Annotated in this window: 13 protein-coding genes and 1 pseudogene (1 of these 14 cut by a window edge); 11 read left to right on the top strand and 3 right to left on the bottom strand. The window is 39.3% G+C overall.

Annotation, left to right across the window (positions count from 1 at the left end):
* The 3 genes and pseudogenes from IGJ87_RS02115 to IGJ87_RS02125 all read right to left on the bottom strand — a co-directional run.
* On the bottom strand, nt 1-221 hold the 5' portion of the coding sequence (locus IGJ87_RS02115) for an S-ribosylhomocysteine lyase (protein ID WP_002289439.1). The gene continues 238 nt to the left of window position 1, outside the view; 221 of the gene's 459 nt are visible here — the first part of the coding sequence; it begins with the start codon at nt 219-221; its stop codon lies beyond the left edge, outside the window.
* Between the two features lie 170 nt (nt 222-391).
* Entirely contained in the window at nt 392-1,537 is a 1,146-nt protein-coding gene (locus tag IGJ87_RS02120) for a cystathionine gamma-synthase (protein WP_002289438.1), read from the bottom strand.
* Between the two features lie 12 nt (nt 1,538-1,549).
* Nucleotides 1,550-2,432 (bottom strand): annotated as a pseudogene (locus IGJ87_RS02125) (PLP-dependent cysteine synthase family protein).
* A 427-nt stretch (nt 2,433-2,859) separates the two neighbouring features.
* Here IGJ87_RS02125 and efp point away from each other — a divergent pair.
* The 11 genes from efp (at nt 2,860) to IGJ87_RS02180 (ending at nt 12,885) form a co-directional block, all read left to right on the top strand.
* A complete protein-coding gene (efp, locus tag IGJ87_RS02130; RefSeq protein ID WP_002289434.1) occupies nt 2,860-3,423 on the top strand; it encodes an elongation factor P in 564 nt (187 codons plus the stop codon).
* A gap of 102 nt (nt 3,424-3,525) precedes the next feature.
* Entirely contained in the window at nt 3,526-3,696 is a 171-nt protein-coding gene (locus IGJ87_RS02135) for a hypothetical protein (RefSeq protein ID WP_002294348.1), read from the top strand.
* Between the two features lie 214 nt (nt 3,697-3,910).
* Nucleotides 3,911-5,170 (top strand): diaminopimelate decarboxylase, encoded by a 1,260-nt coding sequence (lysA, locus tag IGJ87_RS02140; protein ID WP_002297883.1) that lies wholly within the window; start codon nt 3,911-3,913, stop codon nt 5,168-5,170.
* Complete coding sequence (gene dapF, locus IGJ87_RS02145) at nt 5,157-5,957, top strand: diaminopimelate epimerase (protein ID WP_002294349.1); 801 nt, start codon at nt 5,157-5,159, stop codon at nt 5,955-5,957. Before lysA ends, dapF begins: the two co-directional genes overlap by 14 nt.
* A gap of 2 nt (nt 5,958-5,959) precedes the next feature.
* Nucleotides 5,960-6,841, top strand: coding sequence for a 4-hydroxy-tetrahydrodipicolinate synthase (gene dapA, locus IGJ87_RS02150; protein WP_002297885.1), 882 nt, complete (start codon nt 5,960-5,962; stop codon nt 6,839-6,841).
* Nucleotides 6,838-7,554: a 4-hydroxy-tetrahydrodipicolinate reductase gene (gene dapB, locus IGJ87_RS02155; RefSeq protein WP_002297887.1), complete on the top strand. Its 717-nt coding sequence runs from the start codon at nt 6,838-6,840 to the stop codon at nt 7,552-7,554. The genes dapA and dapB overlap by 4 nt, the downstream gene beginning before the upstream one ends.
* 5 nt (nt 7,555-7,559) lie before the next feature.
* The gene (dapD, locus tag IGJ87_RS02160; RefSeq protein ID WP_002297888.1) at nt 7,560-8,255 is read left to right on the top strand and encodes a 2,3,4,5-tetrahydropyridine-2,6-dicarboxylate N-acetyltransferase; all 696 of its coding nucleotides are present in this window, start codon (nt 7,560-7,562) and stop codon (nt 8,253-8,255) included.
* A gap of 15 nt (nt 8,256-8,270) precedes the next feature.
* Nucleotides 8,271-9,272 (top strand): aspartate-semialdehyde dehydrogenase, encoded by a 1,002-nt coding sequence (locus IGJ87_RS02165; RefSeq protein WP_002286873.1) that lies wholly within the window; start codon nt 8,271-8,273, stop codon nt 9,270-9,272.
* Between the two features lie 8 nt (nt 9,273-9,280).
* Nucleotides 9,281-10,630 (top strand): aspartate kinase, encoded by a 1,350-nt coding sequence (locus IGJ87_RS02170; protein WP_002304192.1) that lies wholly within the window; start codon nt 9,281-9,283, stop codon nt 10,628-10,630.
* Nucleotides 10,590-11,741 (top strand): M20 family metallopeptidase, encoded by a 1,152-nt coding sequence (locus tag IGJ87_RS02175; protein WP_002297890.1) that lies wholly within the window; start codon nt 10,590-10,592, stop codon nt 11,739-11,741. The genes IGJ87_RS02170 and IGJ87_RS02175 overlap by 41 nt, the downstream gene beginning before the upstream one ends.
* Nucleotides 11,716-12,885, top strand: coding sequence for a pyridoxal phosphate-dependent aminotransferase (locus IGJ87_RS02180; protein ID WP_002297892.1), 1,170 nt, complete (start codon nt 11,716-11,718; stop codon nt 12,883-12,885). Before IGJ87_RS02175 ends, IGJ87_RS02180 begins: the two co-directional genes overlap by 26 nt.
* The last annotated feature ends 26 nt before the right edge of the window (nt 12,886-12,911 follow it).

A 12,911-nucleotide genomic window follows, 5' to 3' on the forward strand; every position in this document is an offset into this window, starting at 1 on the left:
TCTACGATGTAATCTGCGTGATTGCGGATTAGTTCGGCAGTCAAGTGCTCAAGTGAATGTAGACTTGGCATGTCCATGTGTTCTTTATTTGGTTGTTTAAAGCGGACGTCGTATTTAATGATGACATCGCCATGCGCACCCGTTTTTCGATCAGCTACACGTACATAAGGTGCTTTGACTTTTGTATGGTCAAGATTAAAACTTTCGACATTCATTCTCATTTGTAAGACTCCTATCTGTTTGTTCATTCGTTTTGATGCTTTTCACTAAAGAATTATTTAGTGAAATTTACAAAAACGTCTTTCTACTTGATTCTAACACTTATCGTTTCCAAGGTGTAGCAATCTGAAATATTTTTTAGATTTTTCTGCTAAGTCGTTTATTGGGACTTCTAGTTCTTGATTCTGTCAAATGCCTGAGCTAAATCGTTTATGAGATCCTGACCATACTCAATTCCTACAGAAAGACGGATCAAGCCGTCCTTTATGCCAGCCTCTTCTCGTTTTTCTTTTGGAATAGACGCATGAGTCATGACAGAAGGAATTTCCACTAAACTTTCTACGCCACCTAAACTTTCTGCTAAAGTAAATAGTTGGAGTGATTCAACAAATGGAATAGCAGATTCTTCATTTTTTAAAGTAAAAGAAATCATTCCGCTAAAGCCGCTCATCTGCTGCTTAGCAACTCCATGGAGTTCATGATCGGGTAATCCTGGATAGTAGACCTTTTCTACTGCTGGATGAGAAAATAGAAAATCAGCTACCACAAAAGCATTTTTTTGATGTTCCTCCATACGAACACTTAGTGTCTTGATTCCGCGCTGAAGTAACCAGCTATCTTGGGGACCAAGTACGGCTCCGATAGCATTTTGGTAAAATCCGATCTGATCGGCTAGATCTTTATGGTTAGAAGTCACTAAACCAGCTACTACATCGCTGTGTCCGCCTAGATATTTGGTACCGCTATGGACAACGATATCAGAACCGAGATCTAAAGGTCTTTGAAAATAAGGAGTAGCAAATGTATTGTCAGCAATAACTATCAATCCATGTTGATGAGCCAGAGTGGCACTTTTTTCTAAATCAGTAATCTTTAGAAGCGGATTGCTAGGTGTTTCAAGATAAAGTGCTTTTGTATTGGGTTTGATGGATTGTTCTATTTTATCAAGATTACTCGTATCTATGATCGTGTACTCGAGACCATTTTTAGTAAGAACTTTGTCAAATAGACGGAATGTTCCTCCATAGACATCATCTCCTAATAAGATATGATCGCCAGCTTGAAAAAGAGAAAAAACGGCATGAATCCCAGAAAGACCAGAAGAAAAAGCGAATCCTCGAACACCGCCTTCCAAATCAGCAATCAGTTCTTCCAATGCAAAACGAGTAGGATTACCAGATCTTGAATATTCATATTGTTTAGGCTGGCCGACGCCATCTTGCCGATAAGTGGATGTTTGATAAATAGGTACACTGACAGCTCCTGTTGTGGGATCTTCACTGATGCCTCCGTGGATCAATTTTGTTTGAATGTGCATGTTTCTTTCCTCCTATAAGTAAATGTTTTTTGATAAATAGCGGTCTGCTGCGTCTGGAAAAATCGTAACGACACGATGACCAGGTGGTAAACGACGAATTTCTCTTAATGCTGCTGCAAAAGCCGCACCACTCGAACTTCCAACTAATAGTCCTTGTTCTCGTGCTAACTGCCTAGTATGGTTAAACCCTTCTACATCAGAGATTGTCTCGATCTGATTGATTGAAAGGGGAGAAAGAAACGGCGGAATGAATTCTACACCGATACCCTCAATTTCGTGAGGGGCTGGATCACCACCATTTAACACAGAGCCCTCTGGTTCTACACCGATTATTCGAATGTCGGGATATTTTTCTTTCAAAAAGGTAGAAGTTCCAGCAAAGGTTCCACCACTCCCAATTCCTGCTACAAAACTATGGATATTTTCGATAGTAAGCAGCAGGATTATCTTTATTTTCAAATTGAAGAGGCAGATAGCTGTTTGATATCTCCTCTGCAAGTTTTTTACTTTTGCTGATGGCACCGATGATTCCTTGCTCACTAGGAGAATGGATGATCTTTGCTCCCAATGCTTTCATCAATTGTTGTTTTTCTAAGCTAAACTTCTCTGGAACAACAAAAACCGTTCTTAATTTGTATGTGAGTGCGGCCAGAGCGATCCCAATTCCTGTATTTCCGGCAGTTGGTTCGATGATCGTCGTTTTTTCATTGATTTTTCCTTGGGCAAATCCTTCTTTGATCAAATAACTGCCCAATCTATCTTTGATACTTCCTCCAGGATTTAAATATTCTAGTTTTGCATAAATAGCAGAACCTTTAGGCATAGAATAGTGCTGATTGTCAAAGCGATAAAGCGGTGTGGAACCAATAGCTTCTGTAATTGTCGAGATAATCATATGGGCCTCCTAAAAAAAGATAATAAAAAAAGGAGCTGACTATTAAATCAGCTCCTTGAAAGACATAGAGAAAAATTGAGTAGATAAAAAGATAAGTTACCTGGTACTCATTCTATGAAGGGCAATTAATAGACATGACAAATAGTATGCTGCTTTTATGCACCATACAACAGCAACGATTCAATTGTTTTTGGTTGCTGACTGTCATGTGTATCCCTCCAAGTAAAATTTTTATTAACGATAGCATGAAAAAAAATAAAAGTCAAAGGCTTGAAAGAAAAAAATATTTCGATAGCATCGTTTACCCGTGTTTATTTTTCTGACAAATAGGCATGAGACCTTAAAAGATAGAGAATACTCTAGTTTTCTGGCCGGTTGTCTGATACAATAAAGTTGATTATGATAAAGAAAAGAAGGAGCAAAAATAATGATCTCAGCAAGTGATTTAAGAGCCGGTATGACTTTCGTACAAGACGGCAAACTGATTAAAGTTCTGGATGCAAGCCACCATAAACCTGGTAAAGGAAATACAGTTATGCGTATGAAACTGAAAGATGTCCGTTCAGGTGCAACATACGACACAACGTTCAGACCAGAAGAAAAATTTGAAAAAGCACATATCGACACAAAACCTGTACAATATTTGTACACGATGGATGATACAGCTTTCTTCATGGATTTGGAAACATATGAGCAATATGAAATTCCTGTAGAAACAGTAGAAGAAGAAATGAAATATATCCTAGAAAACATGGAAGTAAAAATCCAATTCTTCGGTAGCGAAGTCATCGGCGTTCAATTACCAACAACTGTCGTATTACGTGTTGTGGAAACACAACCTTCCATCAAAGGTGCAACAGTCACTGGTTCAGGTAAACCAGCGACAATGGAAACTGGCTTAGTAGTCAATGTTCCTGACTTCATCGAAACAGATGAATTGTTGGAAATCAATACAGCAGAAGGTTCTTATGTAAAACGTGCATCAAAATAATGAGCTGACGAATTGATAAGAAGTTGAAAAACATAGCTTGACCTCTTGAAAAGTGGATCATCGGATCTGCCTTTCAAGAGGTTTTTTTGTGGAATCAGCAAATTGAAAAATAAAAAAGTATTTGATTTTATTTATATTTTGAAAGATGAATGGCAAAAGCTAGAGAAAGAAGAAACTGCACTTATTTATGAAGAAATTGAAATGATTCATAAAATTGAAAATATCCGAACTATTCCGAACTATATTGAAGCGAAAATATTTTTTCATCACTAAATAGTGTTGAATTTATGTTTTTATGTATAAATAGCTTCTAATAGTTCGGGTATTTTGTTTTTATAACCATTTTTATTCTTATTTTTAAAAAAATATTTCGAAATATACTAGACAATTCAGAAAATTTTGTTTAATATTATTCCAATAAAATTCAAATCTTTATCAAATGAAATTCCAATAAAAATGGAAAAAAAGTGAAAAGAGGAATGAAAAAATGACAGAATTGATAATTGGCGGAGTCACAGCAAGCACATTGGCAGAAAAGTATAAGACACCTCTGTATGTGTATGATGAAGAAAAGATGAGACAAACGATGCTGTCATTCAAGCGAGGCTTTGTATCGAAACGTTTTGATACAAAAGTACTTTACGCCTCTAAAGCATTCCAAACGATTGAGATGCTGTATTTAGTTCGTGAATATGGATTCGGGCTAGATGTTGTCAGTGGTGGGGAAATCTATACCGCTTTGCAAGCTGATTTTCCTAGAGATACTATCTACTTCCATGGTAACAACAAGACGCCAGAGGAACTGATCTATGCACTTGAAAATGATTTGTTGCATATTGTTGCCGATAATTTGATGGAAGTTGAATTATTAGCAGAATTAAGCCAACGCTATTTAAAAAAAATCTGTATCATGCTTCGGTTGAATGTCGGAGTAGAAGCACATACTCATGAATATATCGTCACTGCGCATATTGATTCAAAATTCGGCATGAGCTATGAAAGTAAAGAGTGCCAACAAGCCCTTCAGTTGATAAAAGAAAGCAGCTATCTAGAGTTAGAAGGATTTCATGCTCATATCGGGTCACAAATTTTTGATGTTACTGCTTGGTTAGCTGAAATCGACAAATTGACGAATTACTTAACCGATTTTGACCAACCTCTTTCCTTGAATCTTGGCGGAGGGTTTGGGATTCGTTATACACAAAATGATCAGCCAATCCCAGTCGAAGAGGCACTAAAAAAACTGATTGAATATACGGAAGAAGCTTTGGAAAAACGAAAACTGACCATTCGTCAATTACTGATTGAACCGGGTAGAAGTATTGTTGGAGAAGCTGGTACAACACTATACACGATTGGTTTCATCAAAAAGACACCACATAAAAAATATTACTTTGTAGATGGCGGGATGACAGATAATATCCGTCCAGCTCTGTATCAGGCAGAATACGATTGTGATTTAGCAGCAAAACTGTCGGAAGAAAAAACAGAGAAAGTGACGATTGCAGGAAAAATGTGTGAATCAGGCGATGTGGTAATTAAAGAAGCTTATTTGCCGAAAGCAGAATCGGGTGATCTTTTAGCTGTTTATTCCACGGGAGCTTATGGATACTCGATGAGCAGCAACTACAATCGAGCGACACGACCAGCAGTTGTTTTTGTCAATAATGGCCAATCAAGACTGATTGTTCGCAGACAAGCATTTTCTGATCTACTAAGGGGGGAAGTTTCCTATGATCCTTCATAAATATAATGGCTGCGGAAATGATTTTATCTTATTAGATTACGCAGAAGACACAGATTATAGTCAATTAGCCGCTTCTTTATGCACAAAAGAAAAATATGATACAGACGGATTGATCGCCGTAAAAATCGATCCGTTGGAAATGATCTATTACAACAAAGATGGCAGCCGCGCGCCGATGTGCGGAAATGGCATTCGCTGTTTTGCTCGATACGTAAATGATCAGAACATGATGAATGAACAGGAATTCAACGTAGAGACATTAGCAGGCACAAGAAAAATTACGGTGTTGGATCCCTCACCTTTTTATTGCAGCGTAGATATGGGAGTGCCAGATGATTCTCCGGAAAAAATCAAAGCTAATCAAACTTATCCAATAAAAAACCAGGAAATAGAGATCAATGGTGAAAAAGTAACGATCACTAGTTTATTTTTAGGAACGATTCATACTGTTGTTTTTGTTGAAAATGCGCGTGAGGAAGTCTGGAGAAAAAGAGGTGAACTGATCTGTCATCATCCTTTGTTCAAAGAAAAAACCAATGTCAACTTTGTAGAAGTAGTCAATGAACAAGAATTGATCGTCCGTACCTATGAAAGAGGAGTAGGTTGGACACTTGCTTGCGGTACAGGTTGCTGTGCCTCTTATGTGGTTGCTAAGGAAACTGGGAAAATTTCAGCAGATCAGGTAGTTGTTCACTTGGAACAAGGAGACTTGATGATCTCTGGTGAGGATGCGATACAAATGGCTGGCCCAGCAGTTCATGAATGGACAAGAATATTGGAGGAATGAAGATGATAAAAGGTTCGATCGTGGCGCTGATCACGCCGATGAATGAAGAGGGATCAGTAGATTATGCTGGTTTGGAAAAATTGATCCAATTCCATTTAGATGAACAAACAGACGGATTATTAGTTTTAGGTACAACAGGAGAATCTTCTACGCTCACACAATCTGAGGAGGAGCAGATCCTTCAACTGACAGTAAAGAAAGTGGCTGGCCGTGTGCCGGTGATTGCAGGAGCTGGAACGAATAATACGAAAGAAACGATTGAAAAAGCGAAGCATTTTGCTTCTTTGGGGGCAGACGCACTTTTGGTCATCACCCCTTACTACAACAAAACAAGTGATGCAGGACTAGCTGCTCATTTTACAGCAATTGCAGAAGCCTCACCGATTCCGCTTATTTTGTATAATGTTCCTTCTAGAACAGGCATGTCGATTCCAATCCATGTATTAGTAAATTTAGCAGAACATCCTAATATCATTGGTTTGAAAGAAGCCTCAGGAGATATGGCTTATGTGATGGATGCCGCTCGGTTGATTGGAAAAGAATTCTTCCTTTACAGTGGAAATGATGATTTGATCCTACCAGTAATGAGTGTAGGAGGAAGCGGTGTAATAAGTGTATGGGCGAATATCCAACCTAAAATAGTCCATGAATTAGTAAAAGATACGCAGGACGGAAGATGGCAGCAAGCAAAAGAAAAGCAATTAAATGCACTTGAACTGATCCATGCCTTGTTCAGTGAGACCAATCCTATTCCTGTCAAAGCAGCCATGTCATTATTAGACTTACCTTCCGGACCTCTACGCCTGCCTTTAGTTTCTCTTTCAAAAGAGAAAAAGAAACAATTAGCTCAGCTTTTGTTAAAAGAAAGGACGGGTGAAAAATGAGAATCGGACTGATTGGCAGTGGACAGATGGGAGACAGAGTCGAAGAAGTTGCACAAGAAAGAGGAGATACGATCCTTCTTTTACAGACGTCACCTAAAGAAGCAACTACGCTTGTTTTTCCGGAACTGCCAGAAATGCTTATTGATTTTTCTCATCCAGATAATTTAGAGAAAATCCTTTCGTATAGCTTATCATATCAACTTCCGTTAGTCATTGGCACGACAGGTTATACACAATCACAGTTCCAAGAAATAAAAGAACATGCTAAACATGTACCTGTGATGTATAGTGCTAATTTTTCGTTCGGCATCATGGTGATGAATCAACTAATCAAGCAAGCAGCTGCAATGTTGCAAGGCTGGCAGATCGAACTGATTGAAAAACATCATAGTCGTAAAAAAGATGCACCATCTGGTACTGCAAATATGCTGCTTCAAACAATCCAAGAAGTGCAAAAGCTGCAGCCCGTATACAACTGGCAAGGGAAAAAAAGAGAAGAAAACCAAATTGGTGTACACAGTATTCGTGCAGGTTCTTTACCTGGTGAACATGATGTATTGTTTGCTGCTACTGATGAAATATTTACGATCAAACATGAATCTTTTTCTAATCGAATCTTTGCTGCAGGCGCAGTAGAAGCAGCGGACTGGTTGAAAGATCAGTCACCAGGTTATTACAAATTAGAAGATTTATTAATGGACAAAGGGGTGTAAAAAACGTGGAAGCTCAAGAAATCATCCGCTACATTCAAACGGCATCTAAAAAGACGCCTGTGAAAGTCTATCTGAATGTAACCGAGCCAATCGAATTTAAAGAAAGTAAAGTTTTTGGTGAAGGAAGCAGCTTCGTTGTTTTTGGTGACTATGAGACGATTGCTCCGGTTTTAGAAGCTGAATCAGAAAAAATCATTGAAATCGAAATCGAAACTGCTGCAAGATACAGCGCAGTTCCTTTGCTAGATATTAAAAAAATTAATGCTCGTATCGAACCAGGTGCTATTATCAGAGATCAAGTGTCAATCGGCAACAATGCCGTGATCATGATGGGAGCGATTATCAATATTGGTGCAGTAATCGGTGAAAACACGATGATTGATATGGGTGCTGTCTTAGGTGGACGAGCGACAGTGGGCAAAAACTGCCATATTGGTGCAGGAGCTGTCTTAGCAGGTGTGATCGAACCAGCATCGGCCAAACCGGTTATCGTAGAAGACGGCGTACTGGTAGGTGCGAATGCAGTGATTGTTGAAAGTGTCCATATCGGAAAAGATGCAGTCGTGGCAGCAGGAGCAGTGGTTTTAGAAGATGTGGCAGCAGGCACTGTTGTCGGTGGAATACCTGCACGTGTATTAAAAATAAGTGATGATCAGACAAAAGAAAATACAGCATTGATTGCTGCGTTACGCGAATTATAGAGGAGATGGAGAAAAATGCGCGAAATAGATACCTGTATTGTGGGGGCAACCGGATTAGTCGGCCAAACGATGCTCAAAGTGTTAGAAGAATATGATTTTCCAGTAGGACGATTGAAATTATTAGCTTCAAAACGTTCAGCCGGTAAAGTTTGTGTATTCAAGAAAAAGAAACACACTGTACAGGAATTGACAGAAACTTCATTTGAAGGATATGATTTAGCGCTATTTTCTGCAGGTGCTTCTGTATCCAAAGAGTTTGCGCCAATCGCACGAAGTCAGGGACTATTTGTCATAGATAATTCCTCAGCATGGCGGGAAGATTCGGATATTCCATTAATCGTTCCAGAGGTCAATCTGGAAGACTATACATTGAATCGGCTGATTGCAAATCCAAATTGTTCAACCATTCAAGCGGTACTTCCACTTAAAGCTTTACAAGAAGCCTTTGGTATCCAGCGAGTCAATTATTCGACCTATCAAGCAGTTTCTGGTTCCGGGCAAAAAGGCATTGAAGATCTTCATCGTACGCAAAATGACGAGGAACCAGTTTTGTATCCTTATAATATTAGCCAAACGGTGATTCCGGAAATCGATCAGCCTTTAGAAAATGGGTATACAAAAGAAGAACAGAAAATGATAAATGAGACCCGTAAGATTCTGCATCAGCCTGCTTTGCCAGTATCAGCAACCTGCGTACGTGTGCCAATCGAAAATGGACATGGAGTCTCTGTGGCAGTTCAACTGCAAAAAGAGTTTACGACGGAAGAAATTAGAGAGTGTCTCAGCCAGTTTCCAGGGATTCAATTAGAAGATGATCTAGCAGCACATAAATATCCGACGAGCATTCTTGCTAGAGGAACAGATATGGTTTATGTTGGGAGGATCAGAAAAGACACTTCTTTAGAGAACGGATTGTTGTTCTATACGACTGCCGATAACATACGCAAAGGAGCCGCTGCGAATGCCGTACAGATTGCTGCAGCTTTAATGCAGAAAATAGCGGAGGTGGCAAGATGAGTAATACGCTGAAAGTAGCGAAATTCGGCGGAACATCGATGTCTCATGAAGAGCAATTCAAAAAAGTCCGTACAATTGTTCTTTCAGATCCCAATCGCCAAGTGATCGTTGTTTCTGCTTTAGGCAAACGTACGTCAGATGATGACAAAGTAACAGACTTACTTTATTTGATTTATGCTTACCTTCAGCATCATGTTGATTGGACACCCCTTTGGAAAAGGATTTGTGATCGTTTCATTCAAGTAAGAGATGTTCTTGCCCTGCAGTTACCTATTGAAGATGAACTAGCACGCATACAGAAACAACTGGAAGACGAAAAGATAACTGAAGATTATTTAGTAAGTAGAGGTGAATATCTGACTGCTCAACTGATGGCTGAGTATCTTGGTTACCAGTTTATTGACGCAAAAGACCTGATTTTCTTTGACTATGATGGGAAAATCGATCAGGAAAAAACAGCACAGGAAATCACAAAAGCATTTAAAAGATATCCGAAAATGGTTGTTCCAGGGTTTTACGGGGCGAACCCTGCAGGAAAAGAAAAATTATTGGGCCGTGGGGGAAGCGACATTACCGGCGCGATACTGGCGAAGATGTTGCAAGCGGAAAGTTATGAGAATTGGACGGATGTTTCAGGAATCATGATGGCTGATCCGCGAATCATCGATCATCCTAAAATCATCGAGGAAATCTCTTTTAGAGAACTGAGAGAGATGGCTTATATGGGGGCTAACGTTCTTCATGAAGCAGCTGTTTTCCCAGTTCAAGAGGCTGATATCCCCATCCAAATAAAAAATACCAATGATCCTTTCGCTCAAGGGACAAAAATATCGAATCACGAAATAGAAAAGGAAAATGGACTGACAGGAATAGCTGGACGCAAGGATTTTCTTTCCATCACTTTATTCAAACGTCATATGTCCGATGAAATCGGGTTTATTTGGAAAGCAATGAGCATTTTTGCTAAACATGAGATATCAATCGAACATATTCCTTCAGGGATCGACAATATCGGAGTGATCGTCTCAGCAGAAGCGATTGCCGATAAATTATTTCTCATCACGAAAGAATTAAAAGAAACACTTGGCGTGGAAGAAATCGTCGTGATTGAAGACTTAGCTTTGATCTCTGTCGTTGGCGGACCGCATAAAGAATTGATCGGTTTATCTGGAAAAGTGTTATCGATATTGAACAAATTAGAAATTCGCACATCGATCTTATCACAAGGAGCACAGGAGTTGAATCTGATCATCGGTGTACCGAATAATCAATATGAAACAGTAGTGAAGGGTATCTATGAAGGGATGGTGAATACGGATGCTGAAAGAATATCGAATGGCACTCCATCAAATTCCTGAAATCGGATTTCATGAATTCAAGACAAAAAAATATTTATATGAACAAGTAAAAAACAGCGGGGCCGTTATCCATGAAATCGGCGAAACAGGACTACTCCTTTATTTTGATAATCAACAAGAAGAAACGATTGCTTTTCGAACAGATATCGATGCACTGCCAGTCAAAGAAGAAACGAATCTCTCTTTTGCTTCTAAGCATGAAGGGTATATGCATGCATGTGGTCATGACGGACATATGGCGATGCTTTTAGGGTTGACTGACTTTATAACTAAACACATTGAGGATCTTATTTATAATGTAGTACTGATCTATCAGCCATCAGAAGAAATTTCCGGTGGCGCACAAAGCGTTATTCAGTCAGGATTGTTGGATAAATATGAAGTACAAGCAATATTTGGCTTTCATCTATGGCCTGGACTAGCTAAGGGAGAAGTTTTCTCTCGACCAGGACCTTTGATGGCACAAAGCAGTGAAACAGACATTATCATTAAAGGCCAGTCTGCACATATTGCTTCTAGTGAAAAAGGAATCGATAGTCTGGAGGCAGCTGTACGATTTTTGAAGAATGTTTATGATTTTGATCGGCAATTACCGGCAGAGTGGAATCATCTAATGAAATTTGGCCAAATCCAAGGTGGAACGATCCGAAATGTTTTAGCTGGAGAAGTTATTGTATCCGGAAGTATCCGTTCTTACAGTTCAGATATGCAAAATTATTTGAAGAGGGGATTAGACCATTTAGCAGAACAGTTTCACTCTACAGCTACTATTTCTTTTCACTATAATGACGGCTATCCAGCTGTAATCAACCATAGAGGCTTATATGCAGCACTGTTAGATTCAAACAAACTACATGAATTAGATGCTCCAGTTCTTCAAGCCGAAGATTTTGGCATATATACGCAACAATATCCATGTGTATTTTTCTTTTTAGGTGTCGGTGATACCCCTGCTTTACATGATCCGACGTTCGATTTTGATATGGATGTTTTAGAAAATGGTGTAGAATGGTACAAAACGATTCTTTTTACAGAAAATCTTCTTGTAAAAATCGATAGCAGTTCAAAAGAGGAGCGAGTAAATAATGACGAATTTATCCAATCGATTTAGTCCCAGGCTTTCTAGAATAGAAGTATCAAAAATACGACAATTCGATCAGCAAATATCTTCGATACCAGATGTGATCAAACTCACCCTGGGAGAACCGGATTTTCCAACTCCCGAACATGTCAAACAAGCCGGAATAGCAGCGATTGAAGAAGACTTTTCTCACTATACCGGAATGAGAGGATTAGAGGAACTGCGGGAAGCTGCTTGTATGTTTCAGCAGCAGCGTTATGGACTAACTTATGATCCGCAAACGGAAGTTTTGACGACGGTTGGTGCAACGGAAGCAATTGCCTCTGCATTGTTATCTGTTTTGGAAGAAGGAGACAAGGTTCTTATTCCAGCGCCTGCTTATTCAGGATATCAGCCATTAGTGGAACTAGCTGGTGCTGAATTGATCCCGATAGATACTTCTGACACAGGGTTTGTTTGCCAGCCAGAACAATTTGAAAAAGCCTTTGAACAATATGAATCAGCTGTCAAAGCAGTCATTTTAAACTATCCTAACAATCCTACTGGGACGACATTGTCTGCAAAACAATTGAAAGCAATCGCTGAGGTTTTAAAAAAATATCCGGTATTTGTTATAAGTGATGAAGTATATGCTGAATTGACTTATAGTGGAACGCATATGTCCATAGCTACTTATCTTCCAGAACAAACAATCGTGATAAGCGGGTTATCCAAGTCACATGCGATGACTGGTTGGCGAGTGGGCTTTATTTTTGCTCAAAAAGCCCTTATTGACGAACTAATTAAAGTCCATCAATATCTGGTGACTGCCGCTACAACGATGTCGCAAAAAGCTGCGGCTGAAGCGCTAATAAATGGGGTGAAAGATAGCGAGAATATGAAAGAGCAATATCAAACACGAAGAGACTATCTGGTCCAGCAATTGGCGCCTTTAGGATTTGAAGTGACCCAGCCAAACGGTGCATTTTACTTGTTTTGCAAACTCCCAGCTGCCATTCAAACTGACTCTTGGCAGTTTTGTGTAGAATTAGCGGAACAGGCAAAAGTTGCGTGTATCCCAGGAATTGCATTTGGCCCAGAAGGAGAAGGTTATATCCGGATTTCTTATGCTAGCAGCATGGAAAAATTACATGAGGCCTGCAAACGGATCAAAGACTTTTTAACAGAACAGTGATTCATAGATTTTATCAAAAAAACAAT

This window comes from Enterococcus sp. DIV1411a (assembly GCF_050531945.1).
Taxonomy (GTDB): Bacteria; Bacillota; Bacilli; order Lactobacillales; family Enterococcaceae; genus Enterococcus_B; species Enterococcus_B faecium.

Coding starts and splice junctions, on each gene's coding strand:
- IGJ87_RS02120 (WP_002289438.1), bottom strand. CDS start 1,537: ATGCACATTCAAACAAAATTGATCCACGGAGGCATCAGTGAAGATCCC.
- efp (WP_002289434.1), top strand. CDS start 2,860: ATGATCTCAGCAAGTGATTTAAGAGCCGGTATGACTTTCGTACAAGAC.
- lysA (WP_002297883.1), top strand. CDS start 3,911: ATGACAGAATTGATAATTGGCGGAGTCACAGCAAGCACATTGGCAGAA.
- dapF (WP_002294349.1), top strand. CDS start 5,157: ATGATCCTTCATAAATATAATGGCTGCGGAAATGATTTTATCTTATTA.
- dapA (WP_002297885.1), top strand. CDS start 5,960: ATGATAAAAGGTTCGATCGTGGCGCTGATCACGCCGATGAATGAAGAG.
- dapB (WP_002297887.1), top strand. CDS start 6,838: ATGAGAATCGGACTGATTGGCAGTGGACAGATGGGAGACAGAGTCGAA.
- IGJ87_RS02165 (WP_002286873.1), top strand. CDS start 8,271: ATGCGCGAAATAGATACCTGTATTGTGGGGGCAACCGGATTAGTCGGC.
- IGJ87_RS02175 (WP_002297890.1), top strand. CDS start 10,590: ATGCTGAAAGAATATCGAATGGCACTCCATCAAATTCCTGAAATCGGA.
- IGJ87_RS02180 (WP_002297892.1), top strand. CDS start 11,716: ATGACGAATTTATCCAATCGATTTAGTCCCAGGCTTTCTAGAATAGAA.